23 protein-coding genes and 1 other annotated feature (1 of these 24 running past the window's edge) are annotated in these 24,606 nt (G+C 36.3%); of the genes, 20 read left to right on the top strand and 3 right to left on the bottom strand.

The window, feature by feature from the left end:
* Positions 1-96 precede the first annotated feature (96 nt).
* The 11 genes from pheA to yajC all read left to right on the top strand — a co-directional run bounded on the left by pheA (position 97) and on the right by yajC (position 9,885).
* The gene (pheA, locus tag B2C77_RS09750; protein WP_077703437.1) at positions 97-957 is read left to right on the top strand and encodes a prephenate dehydratase; all 861 of its coding nucleotides are present in this window, start codon (positions 97-99) and stop codon (positions 955-957) included.
* Between the two features lie 148 nt (positions 958-1,105).
* The gene (gene safA / locus B2C77_RS21870; RefSeq protein ID WP_217697384.1) at positions 1,106-2,080 is read left to right on the top strand and encodes a SafA/ExsA family spore coat assembly protein; all 975 of its coding nucleotides are present in this window, start codon (positions 1,106-1,108) and stop codon (positions 2,078-2,080) included.
* Between the two features lie 872 nt (positions 2,081-2,952).
* Positions 2,953-3,696 carry an NAD(+) synthase gene (gene nadE / locus B2C77_RS09760; RefSeq protein ID WP_077703439.1) on the top strand — a complete coding sequence of 248 codons (744 nt, stop codon included), beginning with the start codon at positions 2,953-2,955 and terminating at the stop codon, positions 3,694-3,696.
* A gap of 69 nt (positions 3,697-3,765) precedes the next feature.
* Positions 3,766-4,323, top strand: a complete 558-nt coding sequence (locus B2C77_RS09765; RefSeq protein WP_077703440.1) for a YhcN/YlaJ family sporulation lipoprotein — start codon at positions 3,766-3,768, stop codon at positions 4,321-4,323.
* A gap of 316 nt (positions 4,324-4,639) precedes the next feature.
* On the top strand, positions 4,640-5,371 hold the full coding sequence (locus B2C77_RS09770) for a YebC/PmpR family DNA-binding transcriptional regulator (RefSeq protein WP_077703441.1): 732 nt from the start codon (positions 4,640-4,642) through the stop codon (positions 5,369-5,371).
* Positions 5,372-5,484: 113 nt separating this feature from the next.
* Entirely contained in the window at positions 5,485-6,084 is a 600-nt protein-coding gene (gene ruvA, locus B2C77_RS09775; protein WP_077703442.1) for a Holliday junction branch migration protein RuvA, read from the top strand.
* Between the two features lie 18 nt (positions 6,085-6,102).
* The gene (gene ruvB, locus B2C77_RS09780) at positions 6,103-7,116 is read left to right on the top strand and encodes a Holliday junction branch migration DNA helicase RuvB (protein WP_077703443.1); all 1,014 of its coding nucleotides are present in this window, start codon (positions 6,103-6,105) and stop codon (positions 7,114-7,116) included.
* Positions 7,103-7,300, top strand: coding sequence for a DUF2905 domain-containing protein (locus B2C77_RS09785; protein ID WP_077703444.1), 198 nt, complete (start codon positions 7,103-7,105; stop codon positions 7,298-7,300). Before ruvB ends, B2C77_RS09785 begins: the two co-directional genes overlap by 14 nt.
* Positions 7,301-7,317: 17 nt before the next feature.
* Positions 7,318-8,349, top strand: a complete 1,032-nt coding sequence (gene queA, locus B2C77_RS09790; RefSeq protein ID WP_077703445.1) for a tRNA preQ1(34) S-adenosylmethionine ribosyltransferase-isomerase QueA — start codon at positions 7,318-7,320, stop codon at positions 8,347-8,349.
* A gap of 110 nt (positions 8,350-8,459) precedes the next feature.
* Positions 8,460-9,599: a tRNA guanosine(34) transglycosylase Tgt gene (tgt, locus tag B2C77_RS09795; protein ID WP_077703446.1), complete on the top strand. Its 1,140-nt coding sequence runs from the start codon at positions 8,460-8,462 to the stop codon at positions 9,597-9,599.
* Positions 9,600-9,624: 25 nt separating this feature from the next.
* Positions 9,625-9,885, top strand: a complete 261-nt coding sequence (gene yajC, locus B2C77_RS09800) for a preprotein translocase subunit YajC (RefSeq protein WP_077703447.1) — start codon at positions 9,625-9,627, stop codon at positions 9,883-9,885.
* A 190-nt stretch (positions 9,886-10,075) separates the two neighbouring features.
* Here yajC and B2C77_RS09805 read toward each other — a convergent pair whose 3' ends face one another.
* On the bottom strand, positions 10,076-10,465 hold the full coding sequence (locus B2C77_RS09805) for a TIGR04086 family membrane protein (RefSeq protein WP_077703448.1): 390 nt from the start codon (positions 10,463-10,465) through the stop codon (positions 10,076-10,078).
* Between the two features lie 142 nt (positions 10,466-10,607).
* Between B2C77_RS09805 and B2C77_RS09810 the strand changes: the two genes are divergently transcribed.
* Positions 10,608-11,900, top strand: coding sequence for an ArsB/NhaD family transporter (locus tag B2C77_RS09810; RefSeq protein ID WP_077703449.1), 1,293 nt, complete (start codon positions 10,608-10,610; stop codon positions 11,898-11,900).
* A gap of 92 nt (positions 11,901-11,992) precedes the next feature.
* On the opposite strand, the gene spoVB is transcribed toward B2C77_RS09810, so the two are convergent.
* A complete protein-coding gene (gene spoVB, locus B2C77_RS09815) occupies positions 11,993-13,543 on the bottom strand; it encodes a stage V sporulation protein B (protein ID WP_077703450.1) in 1,551 nt (516 codons plus the stop codon).
* Positions 13,544-13,669: 126 nt separating this feature from the next.
* On the opposite strand from spoVB, the gene B2C77_RS09820 reads away from it, so the two are divergent.
* From B2C77_RS09820 to dtd, 7 genes are all read left to right on the top strand, one after another.
* Positions 13,670-13,969 (top strand): post-transcriptional regulator, encoded by a 300-nt coding sequence (locus B2C77_RS09820; protein WP_077703451.1) that lies wholly within the window; start codon positions 13,670-13,672, stop codon positions 13,967-13,969.
* 49 nt (positions 13,970-14,018) lie between these two features.
* The gene (secDF, locus tag B2C77_RS09825) at positions 14,019-16,289 is read left to right on the top strand and encodes a protein translocase subunit SecDF (protein WP_077703452.1); all 2,271 of its coding nucleotides are present in this window, start codon (positions 14,019-14,021) and stop codon (positions 16,287-16,289) included.
* Positions 16,290-16,416: 127 nt separating this feature from the next.
* Entirely contained in the window at positions 16,417-16,743 is a 327-nt protein-coding gene (locus B2C77_RS09830; RefSeq protein WP_077703453.1) for a LapA family protein, read from the top strand.
* A 94-nt stretch (positions 16,744-16,837) separates the two neighbouring features.
* Positions 16,838-19,162: a single-stranded-DNA-specific exonuclease RecJ gene (gene recJ, locus B2C77_RS09835; protein ID WP_077703454.1), complete on the top strand. Its 2,325-nt coding sequence runs from the start codon at positions 16,838-16,840 to the stop codon at positions 19,160-19,162.
* Positions 19,152-19,664 carry an adenine phosphoribosyltransferase gene (locus B2C77_RS09840; protein WP_077703455.1) on the top strand — a complete coding sequence of 171 codons (513 nt, stop codon included), beginning with the start codon at positions 19,152-19,154 and terminating at the stop codon, positions 19,662-19,664. The genes recJ and B2C77_RS09840 overlap by 11 nt, the downstream gene beginning before the upstream one ends.
* Positions 19,665-20,053: 389 nt before the next feature.
* Positions 20,054-22,255 (top strand): RelA/SpoT family protein, encoded by a 2,202-nt coding sequence (locus tag B2C77_RS09845; RefSeq protein ID WP_077703456.1) that lies wholly within the window; start codon positions 20,054-20,056, stop codon positions 22,253-22,255.
* Between the two features lie 185 nt (positions 22,256-22,440).
* Positions 22,441-22,887 (top strand): D-aminoacyl-tRNA deacylase, encoded by a 447-nt coding sequence (gene dtd / locus B2C77_RS09850; RefSeq protein ID WP_077703457.1) that lies wholly within the window; start codon positions 22,441-22,443, stop codon positions 22,885-22,887.
* An 84-nt stretch (positions 22,888-22,971) separates the two neighbouring features.
* On the opposite strand, the gene B2C77_RS09855 is transcribed toward dtd, so the two are convergent.
* Complete coding sequence (locus B2C77_RS09855; protein WP_237342726.1) at positions 22,972-24,018, bottom strand: N-acetylmuramoyl-L-alanine amidase family protein; 1,047 nt, start codon at positions 24,016-24,018, stop codon at positions 22,972-22,974.
* Positions 24,019-24,130: 112 nt separating this feature from the next.
* On the opposite strand from B2C77_RS09855, the gene B2C77_RS21665 reads away from it, so the two are divergent.
* Positions 24,131-24,307 (top strand): hypothetical protein, encoded by a 177-nt coding sequence (locus B2C77_RS21665; protein WP_164085519.1) that lies wholly within the window; start codon positions 24,131-24,133, stop codon positions 24,305-24,307.
* Between the two features lie 168 nt (positions 24,308-24,475).
* Positions 24,476-24,606, top strand: a binding site (T-box leader); it runs 88 nt beyond the window's last position.

Genomic DNA, 24,606 nt, shown 5'->3' on the forward strand with positions numbered 1-24,606 from the left:
ACATTCGTAGAGGCTGGGTAAAAGCTTCTAGAATGTAGTTTCACTTTATTTTCAACAGAATCATTTTTATATTAGAAAATATAGGGGGATAACGTAGTGACAGCAACTATTGGCTATTTGGGACCAAAAGGTACGTTTACAAAACTAGCAGTGGACAAGACATTTAATGGCGAGGTAAAACATAGTTATTCTACAATACCAGCATGTATTGATGCAGTAAATAATGGGGAGATTAATATCGGTGTTGTACCATTAGAAAATGCTATAGAAGGCACGGTTCAATTGACCGTTGATTATTTAGTACATCAAGTACGTTTGCCGATTATGGCAGAAATTGTTGTTCCTATACAGCAACATCTTTTGGTGCACACTAGTTTCACCGGAAAAATGGCTGATATAAAGGAAGTGCACTCTCATAGTCATGCTATTGCACAATGTCATCAGTATATTCATCAACACTTACCAAATGCAACGCTTCATTTTACTTCATCTACAGGTAAAGCAGCAGAACTAATAAGTGAAAGAAAAGGAGAACCAGTAGCTGCAATTGGTAATCAATTAGCTGCTAATATATATCGACTCCATACAATACAGAAAAACATTCATGATTTTCCGAATAATCATACGAGGTTTATTGTGTTAAGTAAACAACAGGAATTGGTAAAAATAGCACATCCCGTTCAATCAGAGAAAACAACGCTATTAATTACACTCCCAAGCGATTTTGCAGGAGCATTACATCAAGTATTATCTGCTTTTGCATGGAGAAAAATGAATTTGTCTAAAATTGAATCTCGTCCCATGAAAACAGGGCTAGGTAATTATTTCTTTATTATTGATGTTAATCAACCTTATGATGAAGTTCTCTTCCCAGGTGTAAAAGCAGAATTAGAAGCATTAGGCTGTCAAGTGACCGTTTTAGGGACATATCCAGTATATCAATTGGATCATTTATAAAATATAAGGAAAACTTTCTTTTCAACAACCAATCCACACCATTATGTAGAGATAATTCTATATTTAAATTTATCAACATTTAATCTTTCTTTGCATATGTTGATATAGAGTAATTAGCCCAGATATGACAGAGAGGAGTTTGATGAATTTGAAAATACACATTGTACAAAAAGGTGATACGATGTGGGAGATAGCTCAACAATATGGTGTGGATTTTGAAGAATTAAAGCAATTAAATAGTCAAATTTCCAGTCCAGACATGATTATGCCTGGGATGAAAATAAAAATTCCTGGAAATTCCAAATCAGTAAAACAAACACAAATGAAGGAAATGCAGCAACCTCTGAAAGAGCAACCATATAAAGAAATCCAGAAAAAGCCAACCCCTGTGATTAAGGAAGATGATAAGGAAAAACCTAAAATGGTGAAGCCGGAAATGCCGCCAATGCCGTCTATGCCACAAATGCCACCAATGCAACAAATGCATACCCAACCAATGATGCAAATGCCAGTAATGGAACAAGAGTTTCAAAATTATACAACAATCAACTTTCCGCAAATGCCAGCACAACCAAAGCAAGAAGCAAAGCCTGTTAAAAAGGAAAAGCCAAAAGAGGAGCCAAAACAGGTGAAAGCACAACAGCAACCAATGCCTCAGCCAATGCCAATGATGCAACCACAAGTTCCGATGGCTCCACTATGCTGTTACGTTATGGATCCGTGCTATCCACAAATACCTTTTCAGACGGTAGGACCGATCCCTTGGGCTTGTCATGGTATGGCGATGCCATCAATGCCAATGGCTTATGAGCACGGGCAACACGCTAGCATGATGGGAAGTCAAGGATATATGCCAACTATGGGAAATGAAATGATGCCGCAAATGCAGGCGAATATGGGGGGAGGAGCTCAAGCGTCTTGGAACAGTCAAATGCAATGTGGGTCTCAGGGTATGTATCGCAACCAAGTGGGAGAAGAAAGTCCTGACCAACATACATCAGAAATGCATGTGCCGTTGTATCCCCCGTTTCAAAATAATATGAATCAAATGCCATTTCCGATGCCTCCTGGGTATTATGAATCATCACAGAAAGAACAAAGGGAAGAGAAGGAAGATAAGTAATTGTTAAAAGGGGCGACATTTCCATCGTCTCTTTTTTATACTTTATAGGAGAGTATAAAAGTTTATATTATAAGAAAAACGATAGCTTTCCGCCAAAAAAAGTGACGACAAGCTAAGTTTTTCTAATATTTATTTGTTTTGTTTTTGTAAACACGATTACTGTCATATTCATACTAGCTGATTTTTTTCGGAGATAGCGGAGTGGTCAGTATCTCTAGAGTTTGCATATACTCAAACAAAGAAAAAAGCAAGTCAGCAATTGATAGCGCGGTAGCTGAGAGATTTTCCATTGCCGTGAATTGGGAGTTTGAAGTCTATATAGCGTCAGTGGTACCGTTAAGCAAGCGGAGAAAAAACACAGAGACTCGAAAATAATTGCAATGTTTCGCTGTCTGTAGTTTCCTTGTCCTGTGGAAACGTAGTGGGAAAACCTCGCAGAAAAGAGCGAACTTCTTTTTTTCGAAGAGGCCTTAGCGCTAGCGTATGGAAAGCGTTGCGTTTTTTCGCAGTGGTAACTAGCCACATTTCGCTTACATGTAATGTTGTATTAAAAGCCAATCAATAACAGTGTACATAAATAGAGTACGGGAAATATTGGGTTATAGCTAGGTCGATAAAAACTTTGTGAATTCCTATAGTGTGAAAAATTCATATTAATGGTATTATAATTAAAGTAAGTTTCCATTTACAGTAGATTTTCCTATGTAGCATTACGTTTAACGTGATTGTAAGAGCTTGAATACATGCTATAAAGGAATTGTATTTTGTGAAAAGTAAAACATACTTATGAATGAAATGTCTAATTAGTTAAGAAGAAAAAGGAAACAGACAACCAGTTTTATGGTTGCTAATATAAATAAGGAGGGCTTAAGTTGAAAAAAGAAGTAGACGAAATTGTAAGTTGGTTACAATTTCAAGTGGAAAAAACAGGCGTTAAGGGATTAGCTGTAGGTGTTAGTGGAGGTATTGATTCTGCTGTTGTGGCAGCATTAATTAAAAAAGCTTGTCCAGATAATTCTATAGGAGTAATTATGCCAATCCATTCAGGTAATTCTTCTGTAAAAGATGCGAAATCTGTAGTGGAGAAAATAGATATAGATCATGTAACAATTGATTTAGCTAAAATGAGAGATAATATGTATAACTCTATTCACTCAGAACTACAAGCAAATCAAATGTATAATACAAATAATGAAAAACTGGCGAAAGCCAATTTAAGTGCAAGAATACGGATGAGTACGCTATATACGATAGCAACTAATCATAATTATCTCGTTGTCGGCACAGATAATGCTGCGGAATGGTATACAGGTTATTTCACAAAGTATGGAGACGGCGGAGTGGATATTCTTCCTATTGTTGAATTTACAAAAGGAGAAGTGAAGGAATTAGCAGCTTATTTAGGGATTCCTGATGCTGTTGTAAACAAACAGCCTAGTGCAGATTTGTGGAAAGGACAGAGTGACGAAGAAGAAATGGGCATTCGTTATGCCGTGATCGACGCATATCTCAAAGGTGAAGATATTCCTCAAGCAGACCGTAAAAAAATTGAAACCATGCACAAAAGAACGGCACATAAGCGTGAAAGTTTACCCTTTTTTTCTCGAAAAAAATAGACTTTACCTATTATTAACTGTGTAAAAACACCTTCATGAACCAAACTATTGGTAAGGAGGTGTTTTTTTATGCGGTTTAAAATAAATATTATACTACTCAGTTTGGCTTTTATTGTGCTAGGTTGTACGAATGAAGAAGCCGAATATGATTATCAACACCATGAAAAAGACAATACGCAGCCTATTCATTATGAAACAGATAAGGAGAGGAAAGATCGTTTAAATATTCGAGAAGAGACAGTTGGAGAAAAAGGTGGCTATCCACAAAGTAAGCAAGACAATATAAATCGATCGGATTTTAAAAGTGGTTATGCTGATCCTTTTACCAATGAAGAATCAAAATTAATCGCAGAAGCATTACGAGATCATAAACAAATTAGTCAAGCTCAAGTCGCTTCTACAGCTGACCGTATTTTAATAGGAGTAAAGTTAAATGCGCATGTGACAGATGATGTTGGGGAAGACATTAAAAAAGAAGTAAAACAATTACTACCTCAAGCAAATAAAGAAATCATTATTTATACAGACGATGCGCATTGGGAGAAAATGAAAAATTTAGAAGCAAGGATAGAAGCAAAGGATAATGGTAAAAAAATGGAAGAGTTTATTAACCAATTTGTAAAGTGAGAAAAAGAAGTGGAAGGTGATTTTTACTTCCGCTTCCACTCGATTGGAAACGAAGTTGCGGGTTCTCTCCTCATTCCCAACGAATAGAAAAAGCCACAACCTTATTATTTTAATCTAAGTTAAATCTGTTAGAATGAAGAGGAGATGTACATAGCGAGAGAGCATTTTATTTCTGTTTCACTGTTAATTTCGTGAGCAGTACATACTACCTCAAAGGCTTATAAATTGGAGTAAGTGGTATTATGGGTATCTCTTTAAGAATTGGCTTATTTTTGATATAGTAAGAAAGGAAATTTCTAGAGAGGAGAATGTCCTCATGGCTGGTCATTCTAAATGGAAAAATATACAACGAAGAAAAAACGCGCAAGATGCAAAAAAAGGAAAAATCTTCATGCGGCATGCCAAAGATATATATACGGCTGCTAAGCAAGGTGGTGGTGATATGGCGTTAAACCCGAGTCTACGCCTTGCTGTTGATAAAGCAAAAGCTGATAATATGCCAAACGATAATATAGATCGTGCAATCAAAAAAGCAACCGGGTCATTAGACGGTGCCAATTTTGAAGAGTTAACATATGAAGGGTATGGTCCGGGAGGAGTAGCTGTCATTGTGCATGTTCTAACAGACAATAAAAACAGAACGGCAGCAGACATACGCCATGCATTCAAAAAAAACAATGGTAACCTAGGTGAAAATGGCAGCGTGTCGTTTATGTTTGACCGTAAAGGTTACATTGTTATTATCGATGAACAAGGTGAAATAGATGAAGACGAATTAACATTAGAAGCCTTGGAAGCTGGGGCTGAGGATATACAAGTAGAGGAAGGTACGTTTGAAGTATTTACAGATCCAGAAAATTTTCCAGAAGTTGTCAATTGCTTGGTGGAATCTGGTTACGCTATTGCTGATTCAGAAATAACACTTATCCCGCAAACAACTACTACTTTATCAGAAGAAGCCGCTACGCAAATGATGAATTTAATTGAAACATTAGAAGAAAACGAAGATGTACAAGATATTCATCATAATTTGGAAGTAACGGAATAATCGCTGTACACACTTTGACGTTAAACTTCTATTTCTTCAAGCTAGAAATAGAAGTTTATTCATTTCCATCAACTTATGATAGAATGAATGGATAAGGTAAAAGGAGTAGAGAAATGATTGCATATATACAAGGGAAGCTTACATATATACACGAAGAAGCGATTATTGTTGATGTACAGGGGGTTGGTTATGAAATTATTTGTGCCAATCCATTTGCTTTTCAAGATTTAGAAAATAAAGATATAAAAGTATATACATATCATCATGTTCGCGAGGATGCACAACTGTTATATGGCTTTAAGAACCTCGATGAAAAATATTTGTTTACAAAGCTTATATCTGTCTCAGGCATCGGCCCTAAAGGTGCGATCGCTATTATGGGGTCTGTTCATGTAGGAGAATTTGCTGCAGCAATTGAACGAGAAGATGAAGCTTTTTTAACTCATTTTCCAGGTATCGGGAAAAAGACAGCAAGGCAAATCATTCTTGATTTAAAAGGAAAATTAACTATTTCAACTACTGTAAATGAAGGACAGCAGAAAATAGATGAGCCATTTGATAATACAGCTGTTCAAGATGCTAAAGAAGCGTTAAAAGCTTTAGGCTACTCAGAAAATGAAATAAAAGCTACTTTATCTAAATTATCACATACAGGGTCTGAAACAACGGATATGTTAGTTCGTAAAGCATTAGCATTACTTATGAAAAATTAAGAGAGGAGGAGCAGGTTAATGGAAGATCGTATGGTCACTGGTGAACTGCAAGAAGAGGATGCAACTGTTGAATTAAGTTTGCGCCCGACGATGTTGTCACAATATATTGGACAGCATAAGGTGAAAGAAAACCTACGCATCTTTATTCAGGCTGCTAAAATGCGTGAGGAGCCTTTAGATCACGTTCTTTTATATGGTCCTCCAGGGCTTGGTAAAACAACGTTAGCAGCTATTATTGCCAATGAAATGGGTGTTCAATTTCGATCTACATCAGGCCCTGCTATTGAGCGAGCAGGTGACTTGGCAGCGATTCTTTCCTCTTTAGAAGCAGGTGATGTATTATTTATTGATGAAATCCACAGGTTGCCTAGAACCGTTGAAGAAGTTCTTTATCCTGCTATGGAAGATTTTTTTCTTGACATTGTGATCGGTTCAGGACCAAGTGCAAGATCTGTCAGAATAGATTTACCACCGTTTACATTAGTCGGGGCAACAACAAGAGCTGGTTTGTTATCTGCTCCGTTGCGTGATCGATTCGGGGTGTTGAGCAGGCTCGATTTTTATGATCCAGAAGATTTATGTATGATTATTGAACGTACTGCCGACATTTTTAATACAAGTATTACAAAAGAGGCAGCTTTGGAGGTTGCTGAACGATCTAGAGGTACGCCAAGAATTGCGAACCGTCTGTTAAAACGAATTCGTGATATTTCCCAAGTAAAAGGAGAACAGAAAATTAGTTTATCTACTACTGGTCAAGCATTAGAAATGCTACAGGTAGATAAACAAGGTTTAGATCATATCGATCATAAACTATTAAAGGGAATGATGAATCATTTTCAAGGTGGTCCTGTTGGCTTAGATACCATCGCAGCTACAATAGGTGAAGAACCGCAAACAATTGAAGATGTATATGAGCCGTTTTTATTACAGATTGGGTTTATTCAGCGAACACCACGGGGAAGAATAGTAACGCAAGAGGCTTATGAACACTTTGGATGGAAGGATAGAGCGGATAATGAACCTCGGTAAAGTCTTTATTGTACTAGGAATTATCTTCTTGCTAATGGGAGTTATTTGGAATTTCATCGGTAAGTTACCAGGGGATATCACGTGGAAAAAAGGAAATGTGATTTTTCATTTTCCTATTGTTACATCTATTGTGGTTAGCTTAATTCTAACATTGTTGTTTTATATTTTTGGCAAGTTTCGATAAAAGTAAGGAGTTTCATCATGAATATTGAAGAATTTGACTTTGATTTACCAAAAGAATTAATTGCTCAGACGCCGTTAAAAGAACGTACGGCTTCAAGGCTTCTTGTTTTAAATAAACAAACGAAAGCTATTTCTCACCACCATTTTTTTGATGTAAAGCAATTTTTAAAACCGGGGGATTGCCTTGTATTAAATAATACCCGAGTATTACCAGCAAGGCTTCATGGTATAAAAGAGGATACGGGAGCAAATGTTGAAATATTGTTGTTACATCAAGTAGACGGGGATTCGTGGGAAATACTTGCAAAGCCAGCGAAAAAAGTAAAGCTTGGAACGGTAATCCGTTTTGGAGATGGTCTCTTAACTGCAACAGTTACGCAAATCAAAGAGCATGGCGGTCGAGTGGTGGATTTCGCTTATACAGGAATCTTTTATGAGGTACTAGATCAATTAGGTGAGATGCCATTACCTCCTTATATCAAAGAACAACTTCCTGAAAAGGAACGTTATCAAACCGTTTATGCAAAAGAAGAAGGATCTGCTGCAGCTCCTACTGCTGGACTTCATTTTACGAAGGAGCTATTAAATGAATTAGAGCAAATGGGGGTATGCATTGCTTTTATCACATTACATGTAGGACTAGGTACTTTTCGCCCGGTAAGTGTAGAGACAGTGGAAGAACATGAGATGCATGCAGAATTTTATCATATGGATCAGAATACAGCGGATTTGCTTAATGACGTTAAACAATCTGATGGTCGAATTATTTCAGTAGGTACTACATCTACACGTACTTTAGAGACCATTGCTAGGGATAATCATGGAACTTTTAAGCAAGCTAGTGGTTGGACAGATATCTTCATTTATCCTCCTTATCAGTTTCAAGCAGTTGATGGTTTAATTACTAATTTTCATTTACCTAAATCCACTTTATTAATGTTAATTAGCGCATTTGCTGGTAAAGATGCTGTGATGGAAGCATATCGTGAAGCTGTACAAGAGCGATATCGTTTCTTTAGTTTTGGAGATGCCATGTTTATATATGCTTAAATATACGCTTAACCACAGTGAATGATTTTGCAATAATTTTAACGTACTTTGCATGAAAAGATCACCCAACTGCTGAAAGAACGACTTTATTGATAAAGGAAGAGTAAATCATGACACCAATTACTTATGAATTAAAGAAAACATGTAAACAAACAGGCGCTAGATTAGGGCGTGTACACACTCCACATGGATCGTTCGATACTCCAACATTTATGCCGGTGGGGACATTAGCAACCGTAAAGACAATGAGTCCAGAAGAGTTAGCAGAGATAAATGCCAATATTATTTTATCTAACACCTATCATTTATGGTTGCGACCGGGTGAAGATATTATTAAAGAAGCTGGCGGCTTACATCAGTTTATGAATTGGAATGGAGCAATTTTGACCGATTCAGGCGGATTTCAAGTGTTCAGTTTGAGTGAAAATAGACATATTACGGAAGAAGGAGTTCATTTTCGTAGTCATTTAAACGGGGAAAAGCTATTTTTATCTCCGGAGAAAGCCATTCAGATACAAAATGCTTTAGGCTCCGACATTATGATGGCGTTAGATGAATGTCCACCTTATCCTGCAGAGTATCAATATATGAAAAGTTCTGTAGAACGAACTTCACGTTGGGCTGAAAGATGCTTAAAAGCACATGAACGAAAAGGGGAGCAAGGTTTATTTGGTATTATCCAAGGTGGAGAATATGAAGCATTAAGAAAGCAAAGCGCGCGTGATTTAATTTCCCTTGATTTTCCTGGTTATGCCATTGGCGGATTATCTGTTGGGGAGCCAAAAGACGTCATGAATCGTGTGCTTGAATTTACGACACCTTTCATGCCTAGTCATAAACCAAGATACTTAATGGGCGTTGGTTCGCCTGATTCTTTAATTGATGGCGCGATTCGCGGGGTGGATATGTTTGATTGTGTCCTTCCTACTAGAATTGCAAGGAACGGTACTTGTATGACGTCGAACGGTCGTTTAGTTGTGCGGAATGCAAAATATGCACGTGATTTTGCACCCATTGATAAAAATTGTGACTGCTATGTTTGTAAAAATTACACACGTGCCTATATACGTCATCTAATTAAATGTAATGAAACGTTCGGGTTCAGACTTACTACTTATCATAACTTATATTTTCTGTTAAAATTAATGGAGCAAGTACGAAAAGCGATTAGCGAAGATCGTCTTGGCTCATTTAGGGAGGAATTCTTTGAGCAATACGGTTTTAATAAACCGAATGCTAGGAATTTTTAACGTGTAGAAGGGAGGAATAGAACAAATGGAAATGTTAGCAACGTTAGCACCACTTATTCTGATGTTTGTGCTTCTGTATTTTATACTTATTCGACCACAACAAAAGCGCCAAAAGCAAGTCAGAGAAATGCAATCTAATTTGCAAAAAGGGGACGCTGTAGTTACGATTGGCGGTTTTCATGGAGAGATTCATGCAATGGATGAAGATACGCTAGTTTTACAAGCTGGAGATGGATCTAAATTAACTTATGATCGTTCAGCAATCCGCGAAGTAAAACAACAATAACTATGACGGTTACGCAATAAGGGATAAGCAATGGACGAGCGTCTGTTGCTTATGCCAGCGAACAGGAAAATTTTATACATAGGTATAAAGTAATAAAGGAACACAAAGGCGATTGCTTTTGTGTTCCTTTTTTGGTGAAAAATGGTTTGGCACCACAAAAAGATAGAATTGCTCTAGTATAATTGTTTAGTTATTTATCGCTTGACGACTCATCTCCAACGATGTTGACACCTAATGCACCACCAAATAACGCAGCGGCCATATATCCAGCGTGGTGAAGGGATTGTTCAAATGTAAATCCTTGTTGGTAGCCTAAGTATTGTACAGATAAAACGAATAATGTAAATCCCATTCCTGTAATTAGGCCAATGACCCATCCTTTTGTTTTTCCTTTAACGCCTGCTGCAAGCCCCCCAAGAAATAAACTGATAAGGCCAATGACGAAAGTGACCCATGACAAAGCAGGATCATTAAACGTAGTAAAGCGAAGCAACAAAGCTAATACAAAACTTGCGAGCATCATAAGTCCTAAAACAATAACCCATCCATATAATAATGCTACCCATTGTTTACTTTTCATAACGATTGCCTCCTTTCCAGATTGTCCACTTACTTTCATCCTATTCACTTAGAAAAAATAATAGACGAAAAATATTTTCTTTTTTAATGACATATAGTTGAAATATAGCGTAAAAAGGTAAGCATAGAAGGTGGGGAGTTAGTTGGAAATAATAGTAGCTTCAGTGATTTTTATTTGCTGTTACGTATTTATTATGACAGAACAAATCAATCGTGCAGTCGTCACTTTAACAGGTGGAGTGTTGTTGTTATTAACAGGGATATATTCTGCAGAACGTATGTTAACAGAATATATTGATTGGAACACGATTGCGCTTTTATTTTCCATGATGGTACTAATAGCAATAACAGAAAAGACAGGCTTGTTTGCTTTTATAGCTATTCGCTTTGCGCAAAAGGTTAAAGGTGATCCAATACCTTTATTAATTGGTGCTGGGGTGTTAACAGGAATTGGTTCTGCTCTATTAGATAACGTAACAACGGTATTAATATTTGTTCCTATTATGCTTAAAATAACCAAGTTATTAAAGCTTCCATCGTTTCCGTACTTGCTAATGATTATTTTCAGCTCTAATATTGGTGGTGCAGCAACGTTAATTGGTGATCCTCCTAATATTATGATTGGACAAGCGGTGGAGCATTTAACATTTTCATCGTTTTTAATTCATATGGCTCCAATTGCTATAATGATGTTCGGAGTGATGCTATTATTTGTTTTGGCGTTGTTTCGTAAATCGTTACGTAGGGCAGATTTTGATGTCAAAGAATTATTAGCTATGGATGCACAAGCGTACTTGCACCGAACACCCATGTTATATCAGTCGATTACTGTTCTTCTATTAACGATAACGGGTTTTTTATTACACGCATTTTTGTATGTTGAATTAACTACAGTAGCATTATCTGGAGCTGTGTTACTTCTTCTTTTGACAGAAAAAGAATTAGCGTCGGGAAAGATTTTTGAAAAAGTGGAGTGGGTAACGTTATTCTTTTTTATAGGCTTGTTCACGCTAGTAGGAGGTTTAGAAGAAGTAGGAGTTATTGATGAAATCGCAAGAGCAATTATAGTTATAACGGATGGGGATTATGTACAGACTGTATTATTAATACTATGGGTATCTGGATTGTTTTCTGGGATCGTAGACAATATCCCCTTTGTTGCAGCAATGATTCCTGTCGTTCAAGAGTTTGAAAGTTATGGAATGGTATATTTAGATCCTATTTGGTGGGCTTTAGCGCTAGGTGCTTGCTTAGGAGGAAACGCGACGTTAATTGGAGCATCTGCTAATGTAGTAGTAACAGGGCTTGCTGAAGGAGCTCACGAAAAAATATCGTTTATTCGGTTTATGTTATATGGATTTCCGTTAGTGATTATATCCTTAGTTGTTTCTACGATCTATATATATTTCCGTTATTTAGTTCCTTATATTGGATAAAAAATAAAAACACTTCCATACACGATGACTAATAAGGCAGGAAGTGTTTTATTTTTTTCCATTATCGTCTGATATTTTAAAAACTCCCCAATTTAAAGCCATTTTTGCAGAAAAGGGATTTGTTTCAATTCTTCTTTCGTTATAAAGCGAAGTAAAAATAAAAAAAGTATATAAATGAAACTTAATATAACAAAGATGATAATTAACAGTATAATCCCACCTTGCATATTTACGTATATACGTTGTAATAGCTCACCGACTCCCCAAGTCAATAAGAGAAGAGCAATCATTTTTGATATATCTAAAACAGGTATGCTAAATTTAATCGCTTTATACAAAGCTCCTAAATGTAAAAGTGTAATTAATACGACGCTTAAGGAAATAGCTATTGCAACACCAGTAATCCCAAAATTCGGATTGGATGCGAGTAAAAAAAGCATGGCAAGCTTACAAAAAGCACCAATTAAACTATTCCACATAGCAGCTTTAGCAAGGTCAAGTGCTTGTAATGCGGCTTGTAATGGAGCTTGGATATAAAGTAAAATAAAAAATGGAGCCATTATTGTGATAAATTTACTTGCATTAGCGGTTCCGTACATATATGTTAAAATAGGTACAGAAAATAAAGCCAGTACAATCGTAGCTATGGCTCCAGATGCAAAAGAAATCCGAATGGCTTGATGAATTCGGTAATGAATCATCCGTTTATTTTTTGTTGCCTCCGCTTCAGAAATAGAAGGGACTAAAGCGATGGATAAAGAATGGGTAATAAATGTTGGTAGAAACAGTAAAGGTAGTACATAACCTGTTAATTCACCGTATTGTTTTGTTGCTAATGTGGTGGATACCCCTGCTATGGCTAGACTTTGCGCAACAAGTATTGGCTCCAGAAAATGTGAAATAGATGCGATAAAGCGACTGCCTGTACTTGGTAAAGCAATGGAAAAAAGCTCCTTTATTGTAGATTTACTGGTTGCTAAATAAGAAAAAAAGTTTGTTCTTATTTTAATTCGTTTTTTTCGTTTGAATTTGTGCGTCATATAAATAAGTGACACAAATTCTCCTAAAATAATACTAAACATGGCTCCTGCTGCAGCATATTCAAGACCAAAAGGCAAGAGTAATTTAACAAACATTGCTACACAACTTATACGCACAATTTGTTCTAACACCTGTGCATAGCTTTGTGGTTTCATGTTTTGCTTTCCTTGGAAATAACCACGTAAAACGGATGAAATAGCTATAATAGGAATGATTGGGCTGATAGCTAACAGTGGGTATAGTGTTCTTTCGTCAGTCAATAGATGTTTGGCGACAAACGGTGTCGCTGTAATCATTAAAGTGGTAAAGACGATACTAGAAATACCTGTAATGACCAAGGATACGATGACAATTTTTTTTGTTTTTGCTTCATCGCCACGAGCTTCTGCTTCAGCAATACGTTTAGAGATAGCAACAGGTAAGCCAAGCTGTGTTAATGTGATGACGAGAAAAAATGTCGGTAAAGCCATCATATAAAGACCAACACCTTCTTCACCAATCAATCGAGCGACGACGATTCGATTGATAAAGCCTAGAAAACGAGTGATCATACCTGCAAGAATAAGAATAAGTGTACCTTGTAAAAAAGTTTGTTTCGTCATCTTGACGACCTGCCTTCTCAAATAATGGAATATCATATACAATGATATATATGCAAATTAATGGTCCAAGCATGACAAGAATAAGCAAATAAGAATATTTTAACTCCATAAAAGGAGGGAGTTCTGTTGGAAATCGTACAAACTGTATCTGAATGGAAAGAAATGGTCCGTCCAGCTTTGCAAAGTAAGGCGGAAGAATTTCATTTAATGGGATATGAAGAAGCAACGCCAGAAGATGTTTGGAAATGTCTTGTAGGGAAAGTATGGAAAGGCGACCCTGAAAAAAGAATTTATGAAGTAGTACAAGACATTTTTCAATTAACAACAGCGACTTACATTAGTTATTTAACTGTAAGTGCACAGCAAAATGATGATTTATTTGCTTCTATTGCAGCAGTTACGAATACAGAAATGAACCATCATTAAATTACTACATAATGAATGACCCTAATGATAAGAGGGAGGACAATTTGTAATGAAAATGAGAGGCAGAATTGTTGCCTTTTTTCTAATCGTACTTATCTTTGCTGGTACAATTGGAACAACGGTTACAGGGATTACAAAAGATATTAATTTAGGTTTGGACTTACAAGGTGGATTTGAAGTTCTATATAAAGTTGAACCAGTTGACACTCAACAGGAGGTAGACCGTACAACGTTAGAATCAACGGTAGAGACTTTAAATGATCGTGTGAATCGACTTGGAATTAGTGAAGCAAGTATAGATATTGAAGGAGAAGACCGCATTCGTGTCCAGCTTGCTGGAGTAGAAAATCAAACCGAAGCAAGAGAGTTACTATCAACAACAGCACAGCTTTCTTTTCGTGATGTTAATGATAAAGAGCTTTTAAGTGGCAATGATGTTAAAGAAAATAGCGCGAAGCAGGATTTCGATCCTAAAAGTAATCAACCAATCGTTACATTAGAATTGAAGGATGCAGAGAAATTTGGTGAAGTAACGAGTAAAATAAAGGATATGAATAACCCAGAAACGACTTATCCAGATAATTTATTAGTCATTTGGATGGATTACAAAGAAGGTGATTCTTTTGCAGAAGAGTATGGAAAAGAGGATCCTAAATATGTTTCTGCTCCTAGCGTAACGCAGACATTAAATACGAACCAAGTCATGATTTCTGGTAATTTCACCGTGGAATCTGCAAAGCAATTAGCCAATGTCATTAATTCTGGTTCCTTACCAGTACACATGGTCGAGAAATATTCTACATCGGTAGGAGCACAGTTTGGGGAGCAGGCGTTAAACAAAACCGTTTTTGCAGGATTTATTGGTGTTGGCATCATCTTTCTCTTTATGATAGCTATTTATCGTTTCCCTGGTTTAATTGCAGTAATTAATTTAAGCATCTATATTTACCTTATTCTATTTGTATTTGAATTAATGAATGGTGTATTAACGTTACCAGGTATTGCTGCCCTCATCCTCGGTGTAGGTATGGCTGTTGATGCCAATGTCATTACATTCGAGCGCATTAAGGAAGAATTACGCACTGGAAAATCGTTAATTTCTTCATTTAAAGCTGGTACGAAGAATTCACTTTCAACCATATTAGATGCAAACATAACGACGCTAATTGCAGCTTCCGTATTATTTATTTTCGGAACAAGCTCCGTCAAAGGTTTTGCAACGATGTTAATCGTTAGTATTCTTGTGAGCTTTATTACGGCTGTCTTTGGTACTCGTTTACTTTTAAGCTTATGGATTAAAAGTCCGTTTTTAAAACAGCGTCCTAGTTGGTTTGCTGTAAAAAGGTCAGACATTAAAGATATTAAGGATAAGCAAGTTGAAGAAGCAAAATTATTTAATCGAGAAATCAATGTTGTTCAACATCGAAAGAAATTCTTTTGGATATCAACGATTATGGTTGTGCTAGGAATCGTTTCCCTTGCCTTATTTAAATTAAATCCAGGTATCGATTTTACAAGTGGTTCAAGAATTGAAATTTTAGCTGAAACTAGCATCACTACAGATGAAGTAGAGAAGGAGTTTGGCAAGCTTGATCTTGAAGTGAAATCGATCGTTTCTTCAGGGGAAAATGGAGAGATGGCCATTGCGAGATTTGATAGAGTATTAAGTAAAAACAAAATTGCTGAAGTGAAAAGCCATTTTGTAGATACTTATGGCAATGAGCCAAACGTTAGTGTTGTTTCACCAATTGTTGGTGAAGAGCTCGTGAAAAATGCGGCTTACGCTGTCGCCATTGCTTCTATATTTATGATTATTTATGTCACTATTCGTTTTGAATTCTTTTTCGCTATTACGGCGATAATTGCTTTATTACACGATGCTTTCTTTACGATCGCGATTTTTAGTGTTACGCAAATTGAATTTGATATAACCATTGTGGCAGCGATTCTTACAATTGTTGGTTATTCTATAAATGATACCATTGTTACTTTTGACCGAATTAGAGAGAATTTAAGGAAAAAGAAAAAAATTAAATCGTATAAAGAGCTTGCTAGCGTTGTTAATCGAAGCTTAGTACAAACGTTTGTACGTAGTATCAATACGTCCATTACCACATTAATTGCTGTATTAGCATTTTTATTTCTAGGTGCTGAATCAATTGGTGGATTTGCAATTGCTTTAACGTTTGGTTTATTAGCTGGTACGTATTCGTCACTTTTCTTAGCCTCACAATTATGGCTTGTATGGCGAGGAAAAATGATTAAGAAAAAACCAGTTGATTTTACAAAGAAAAAGCGTGTAGAAGGCCCACAAGTATAGACAATAAGGAGAGGCTCTCATCAAACGTCTAGGTACGTTTGGTGTAGAGCCGTCCTTGCTTTTAAAGTGTTTATAGAAAAGGGAAAAAGGGTATATAATACTGCGTTTGTTAAAAGGAGGGGAATATGTGAGAGGTCAAACATATGTTATATTTACCATTGTTTTTGTGATTATCGTAGCAGTATTTGCCGTTACGAATGTGGAGACAGTGGAGGTCAATTACCTCTTTTGGTCCGCGGAATCACCGTTAATATTAGTCATTCTATTTTCCGTACTAATGGGCGGTTTAATAACTGCAACAGTAGGGTTAATTAAGATGTACCGTATGCAAAGAGAAATGAAGCGCCTTGAAGCTGAAAATTTCAACTTGATGAACAGGTTAGAAGAAGAAGGTATTTCACACCCTAAAGAAGAAAGCGAAGCGCTTCAATTAACTGAGGAGAAAGAAAAGTAGTCTTTAACTAATTTCATGACAAAAAATATAGAGGAAATGTAGTTGCTCCCCCTGTAACTATTTATGTATAATGGATAGGTCAGGGGGGTAAATTATGTTGGCAAGCAAGGCAAATTGGAATTTTATCGAACAAGAAATAGCGAACGTAGAAAGGGACAACGACTCCCTGTCTATTTCCCCTATCATTGAAAAATTACTGGTACAAAGAGGGGTTACGACGAAACAAGCTGTATCTAAATTTTTAAAACCAGATTTAGAAGACTTACATAGTCCAGATAAACTTCTTTCCATAGATAAAGCAGTAAAAAGAGTGAAATTAGCAATTGAACAAGGTGAAAAACTACTTGTGTTTGGTGATTATGATGCTGATGGAGTTACTGCTACGACGGTTTTGATAAAGGCATTACAAGAATTAGGTGCTCTGTGCGACTATTATATTCCGAATCGCTTTACAGAGGGGTATGGTCCAAATGAAGCTGCTTTTCGACAAGCACATCGAGAGGGATATACACTTATAATAACAGTAGACACGGGTATTGCCGCTATGGAAGAAGCAAAAATAGCGCAAGAATTAGGCATGGATGTAATCATCACAGACCATCATGAGGTTCAAGAAAATGTACCAGAATGTTATGCGATTATTCATCCTAAATGCTCACCTGATTATTTGTTTCAGGAGTTAGCTGGCGTTGGCGTAGCATTTAAATTTGCGCAAGCATTGCTTGGATATCTTCCCAAGCAATTGTTAAGTTTTGTTGCAATAGGTACTGTAGCAGACCTTGTACCGTTAGTGGATGAAAATCGTATATTGGTATACAACGGCTTAAAAGAATTAGCAAACACCACCAATCCAGGTTTAAAAGCTTTAAAACAGACTGCTAACATTAACGGTAATGTAACAGAAGAAGATGTGGGTTTTGCTATCGGGCCCAGACTAAATGCTGTAGGAAGACTTCAATCAGCAGACATGGCAGTAGAATTAATGCTAACCGAAGATCCACAAGAAGCTATAACCATTGCTGAAGAAATGGAAGAGATAAATAGCGAAAGACAACAAATTGTGCAAAAGATTGTAAAAGAAGCAGAGCGATTACTATCTGATAAAGAGCAGCAAGACGTTATTGTTGTAGCAAAGGAAGGTTGGAATGAAGGGGTATTAGGAATTGTTGCTTCTAAGCTAGTTCGTAAATGGGACAGACCAGCAATTGTTCTGTCTATTAAACCAAATGAAGGAATTGCAAAAGGATCTGCCAGAAGCATCCCAGCTTTTGATTTATTTCACAATTGTATGCAAGTAAATCATTTATTCGAGCAATTTGGTGGACATTCTCAAGCAGCAGGGATGACATTAGCATTAACGAATGTTCAACCGTTGGAACTAGCTTTAAACAAACAAATCGCTCAACAATTAAGCGAGTCAGACTTCAAACAAGAGTTAAACATTCATGCCACTTTACCTGTTTCACAAATAAATATTCCTTTAATTAAGGAAATTCAACAATTAGCTCCATTTGGAATGCATAATTCGAAACCGTTGTTTCATATAAAAGCTATACCAGAACAATCAAGGCAAATTGGGAGTATGAAAAATCACCTTAAATTGCAGTTCACAGAAAATAATCAACAACTTGATGCGATCGGTTTTGGCTTTGGAGAGTTGTACAACTACCTTACTCCTCATACGCCTGTTAACATCGTAGGCGAGTTAAGCATTAATGAATGGAATGGCAGTCAAAAACCACAGCTAATGATTCAAGACTTGTCTATTGATGAATGGCAGCTGTTTGATCATCGTGGAAAGCGGCAAGCAAATTTAAATGAATTTATTCATTCATACTCATCTGTTTTTAGTATAGGAGATCGTACCCGTGCGGAGTCTTTAGGAATCCCTCATAAAGATTATCAAGACGACTGGTCTTCGTTGGAAAATGTGGATACATTAATTTTATTTGCACTGCCATCAAACTTAAAAGACTTAGAAGCATTACTGAAACAAATTAAGCCAAAAAATATTCATCTGTGTTATTATGTAAAAGATAGCATTTATTTGCGTGCTTTTCCGTCTAGAGATGACTTTAAAAAGATGTATATTTTTTTACAACAGAAAAAAGTAGTATCCATTGATAAAGATTTACCTCCATTTGCACAAACAAATGGTTGGAGCAAGGATAAATTGTTGTTCTTAATTCATGTGTTTTACGAACTTCATTTTATACAGATAGAAGGCAGAATAATACAGGTTGAAGAAAAGCCATTAAAAAAAGATTTGCAGGAGTCAGCAACATATCAGAAACGTTTACAGCAAGCTGAGATTGAAAGGAAATTGTACTACTCAAATTACGAGCAATTAAAAAAACATTTTACAAACTGTATGGAACATTTGGGAAGGCCCAAGGAGGAACAAAGCTATGGATTATAAAAAATATATTAAAATTGTAGAAGATTGGCCAAAGAAAGGAATTAAATTTAAAGACATTACACCATTAATGGCAAATGGGGAAGCCTTTCATTCAGCAGTAGACGAAATTGTGGATTACGCGAAACAAAAGGAAATAGATGTCGTTGTAGGTCCAGAAGCAAGAGGATTTATTATAGGGTGTCCAGTCTCTTATTCGTTAGGAGTTGGATTTGCGCCAGTGAGAAAAGAAGGAAAACTTCCTCGTGAAGTCATTAAAGTGGATTACGGTTTGGAATACGGAAAAAATGTCTTAACCATTCATAAAGATGCGATTAAACCTGGTCAACGTGTATTAATTACAGATGATTTATTAGCAACAGGGGGGACGATTCAAGCAACCATTCAATTAGTAGAAGAACTCGGAGGTGTTGTTGCTGGATGTGCATTTATTATTGAATTAAGTTATTTAAACGGAATGGACAAACTAAAAGGCTATGATGTACTATCTTTGATGCGTTTTTAATGTGCCAATTAGGTCTGACGATAAGCCCTCGTTAGGCCTATTGTTATTACTGTCATATACATAATCTGGTCAACCAAGGGGTTGATCAAAGCTTAATGAATGCTAACAATACATATCATACATTCCCTTATTACCAAGATGGCTATTAAAAATGCATCTCAGATATATTGTCAAATTAAATGATAATAGCGATGAGAATAGTGAAAAATTTCCAAGTAATCTTTTTTAAAAGCCAGTATACTATATTTTTAGGCAAGTACATTTACTCAACTCGATTTTTTTCTAGTTGGCTAATTCTAACAATGGACACATGTATTTGAAAAGCATATAATGAAACTATTTAAATAACTAAAAATTAGACTCGATTTCGCGAATAAAGGTGATTTTTTATGGCAAAAACCGATATAATGACAATAGATGATATTTTAAATAAGGCAAGTCAGTATCTGTCGGAAGATGATACTGCTTTTATTCGCCAAGCCTATGAATTTGCCGAAGAAGCTCATGCTGATCAATTTAGAAAGTCGGGGGAGCCGTATATTATCCACCCTGTACAGGTAGCAGGAATATTAACGGAGCTCGGGATGGACGCTGAAACAATCGCAGGAGGATTTCTTCATGATGTGGTTGAAGACACGGATGTGACTGTGGAAGAAGTGGAAGAAGCATTTAATCATGAAGTAGCTATGCTAGTTGATGGGGTTACAAAGTTAGGGAAAATTAAATATAAGTCAAAAGAAGCGCAGCAAGCAGAAAATCATCGAAAAATGTTTGTTGCCATGGCGAAAGATATCCGTGTGATTTTAATTAAATTGGCAGATCGTTTGCATAATATGCGTACTTTAAAACATTTGCCTCCCGAAAAACAGCGTCGTATTGCAAATGAAACGCTAGAAATTTTTTCACCGTTAGCACATCGATTAGGAATTTCAACCATCAAATGGGAATTAGAGGATACGGCATTACGCTATTTAAATCCTCAGCAATATTATCGAATTGTTCAATTAATGAAACAAAAAAGAGATCAGCGTGAATCATATATTAAAGAAGTCATGGATCAAGTTTCCAAACAATTAAGAGAAATGAATATAGATGCTGAATTATCTGGCCGTCCAAAACATTTATATAGCATATATCGGAAAATGGTAAAACAAAATAAACAGTTTAATGAGATATATGATTTGCTTGCTGTGCGCATTTTAGTTAATAGCATTAAGGATTGTTATGCTGTTCTTGGCATTATCCATACTTGTTGGAAGCCGATGCCTGGGAGATTTAAAGATTACATTGCTATGCCAAAACCAAACCTGTATCAATCATTGCACACGACCGTTATAGGTCCAAAAGGTGACCCGCTAGAAGTGCAAATTCGGACAAGAGAAATGCATGAAATAGCCGAATATGGAATTGCAGCTCATTGGGCGTACAAAGAAGGCAAGCAAGTTCAAAATGATAAAAAGTCTTTTGAAGAGAAATTAACTTGGTTTAGGGAGATTTTGGAGTGGCAAAATGATACACATGACGCAGAAGAATTCATGGAATCTTTAAAGGTAGATTTATTCTCAGACATGGTATATGTGTTTACTCCAAAGGGAGATGTTATTGAGCTTCCAGCTGGTTCCGTTCCCTTAGATTTTGCCTATAAAATTCATACAGAAATCGGTAATAAAACGATTGGAGCAAAAGTTAACGGGAAGATGGAGCCACTTGATTATAAATTGAAAAACGGCGATATAGTTGAAGTAATGACGTCAAAGCATTCTTATGGTCCCTCTCAAGATTGGCTTAAAATAACCCAAACTTCTCAAGCTAAAAGTAAGATTAAGCAATTTTTTAAAAAACAGCGTCGTGAAGAAAATGTGTTAAAAGGGAAAGAAGCTGTGGAACGTGAAATTCGTAGCTTTAGTATCGAACCAAAAGATGTTTTAAAGCAGGATAATTTGCAGCGTGTGTATGAAAAATATAATTTCTCTAATGAAGAAGATATGTATGCAGCGGTAGGTTATCAAGGTATTACTGCTGCATCTATAGCAACAAAGTTAACAGAAAAATTAAGACAATCAAAAGAAAAACAACAAGCTCTTGAACAAACCATTGAAGAAGTTAAAACAGATGGAAAACAAAAGAAAGTCAGTAAACGGGATTCTGGAGTGAAAGTAGAGGGGATTGACAATTTACTTGTCCGTTTATCTAAATGTTGTAACCCAGTACCAGGCGACCAAATAGTAGGATATATCACAAAAGGAAGAGGTGTATCCGTTCATCGAGCTGACTGCCCGAACGTGCAGACAGAAGAAGCTAAGCAACGATTTTTGCATGTCGAATGGGAAAATAATCGTACAGAACAGAAACAATATCATGTAGATTTGGAAATATCGGGCTATGATCGACGAGGATTAGTGAACGAAGTGCTACAAGCCGTAAATGAAACGAAGACGAATATAACTTATGTGAATGGTAGGTCAGACCGAAATAAGATGGCAATTATTCAAATAACCATTCTAATTCATAATACAGCACATCTTCGAAAAATAGTCGAGCGCATCAAACAAATTCCTGAAGTGTATTCCGTAAAACGAACATTGCATTGATGTACATTGTATCTTAATAAGGCAATAATACGCTTGGTAGCTAAAACGGAGATAGGCAAAGAGTGCTGTAAAGAGTTTGAGTAAAGAATACCCTTGCTATAACGAGGATGCTTAAGTCCATCCTTATGTGGCGCTATCTGGACTTCATTGCATACCAACTACAGTATTATGAAAAGGAGTATAGTATGAGAGCAGTCATTCAACGTGCAAAAGCAGCGAGCGTTTCAGTTAATGATTCCGTTATTGGACGAATAGAACATGGGTTTGTTGTATTGCTTGGCGTAACTCATGATGATACGATCGAGGATGCAACTTATTTAGCTAATAAAATCGTCCATCTGCGTGTTTTTGAAGACGAACAGCAAAAGTTAAATTTATCATTAAAAGATGTAGAGGGAAGTATTTTATCTGTTTCACAATTTACATTGTATGGGGATACAAAAAAGGGACGTAGACCAAATTTTATGAATGCAGCTAAACCAGAAAGAGCAAATGAGCTGTACCTTCAATTTAATCGTTTAGTTACAGATGAAGGTGTTCATGTAGAAACTGGGGCATTTGGGGAAATGATGGATGTCCAATTGACAAATTCAGGCCCTGTTACGTTAATTTTAGATAGTAAGCAAAGATAAGCTATGAACCGCATGGAATAGGTTGTAACTCTAAAGAGAGTTCAAAAGTGATTTCATGCGGCTTTTATTTGTATAACAGTTTCACTATTCAGCTTTACCAATCTCAGAACGTGCGAAATAGGAACCTAACCCTTGGATGATGCCAGACACAAGCTTCTTCTGGTACATCGTCGTTAGAAGACGTGATTCTTCTGCTTTGTTGGAAATAAACCCTAATTCTAGTAAGATAGCTGGCTTCAAATTTTGTCTAAGTACTAAAAAATCTCCAAATGATGTACCACGATCATCTGTTTGAACAGCATGGAATACTTTCTTTTGGATCGAAGCAGCTAACTTTTGATTTGCTTCTTTGTAGTAAAAGGACTCGATACCAGTAACATTAGGTAAGTTTGGTACGCTGTTGTAGTGTAAGCTGATAAATACATCTGTATCAAAATTGTTGCTGTAGCTAATTCTGCTATTTAAAGGGATATAATCGTCATTTCTTCTTGTTAATCGGACATTTGCACCGAGCATGGATAGTTCATTTGTTAATTCTTGAGCTGTCAAAAAAGCCACATCTTTTTCAAATACGCTGCTTGCACCTATCGCTCCAACATCTCTTCCGCCATGACCAGCATCAATAACAATCGATTTGTTAGCAAAACTGCTTTTCATAGGGAGGGGGGCAGGTTCAGTAAGGGCTTTATATACGAATCCATGTATCGCTTTATCTTCTATTTCGTACCAGTCCCCTTTGGAAGAAAGAACTTGAAACGAACTTCCTTTCTTTGCAAAATTTGCTATAGGAGCATCCGTGGATGGACTACTACGAATTTGGGTATTATCATGGGGAATAGTGATTGTAGACGGTGTGTCCACTTGGTCTTTGATGCTAATATATTTAGCATGAACCCAACCGACGCTACTATCATCTAATTGTATTTCTACCCACTTTACTTGCTGTTTTATCAATGTAAATGCTGTTCCATCATTAATTTGTGTTATTATTTGAAATTCTGTTCCAGGCCCTGAACGCATATGCACGTTATCTTCTGTAATAGTACCTTGTTGTGCAAAACTAACAGATTTGTCCGAATTGAAAGTAAACAACAGTACTAGAATGGAAATAGCCATTATACGTTTATTCAAAAAGACACCTCCTAATTGGTAACGTTATCAATGATGGTTAATTACAAACTTTCTACTAAGTATAATAAAAAAAATGAATGGAGGCAAAACTAAGAAAGAGGAGGATACGTATATGCATAAATCAAAAAAACAGTGGAATGCTCATCGACATACGGACTTGTTTGGAGTGAATTTACATCAGGTTATGGAGTTAGTAGAAGCGGAAGCAAATCATATGGAGATGGCAGAAGAATTAGGTTTATCGTTAAGGGAAATTCATGTATTAAAGAAAAAGATCAATCGTGCTTGACAGAATGGCTTTGAACGATTATTATAATATACATTCCTTTGTATTGGTTAGGTGCGGTACTTTATTCAAATACGATTGTCTACCTAAACTAATTTTTATAATGTAGGTTTGGAGACTATTATTATTAAACGATAATTTCTTGTTTGTATGGAACAAATTATATCTGTAAATGAACCGATGACGGAAACAGTAGTTGGTTGCCGAATTGACTAGAGAAAAAATGCCAATGGCTGGAAGCATTTTACATATTCGCCCAATGAAAGACGCTCCAGAGGTTTTATATCGAATTTCAAGTAGGT

The organism is Virgibacillus dokdonensis (assembly GCF_900166595.1).
GTDB classification, from domain to species: Bacteria; Bacillota; Bacilli; order Bacillales; family Amphibacillaceae; genus Virgibacillus; species Virgibacillus dokdonensis.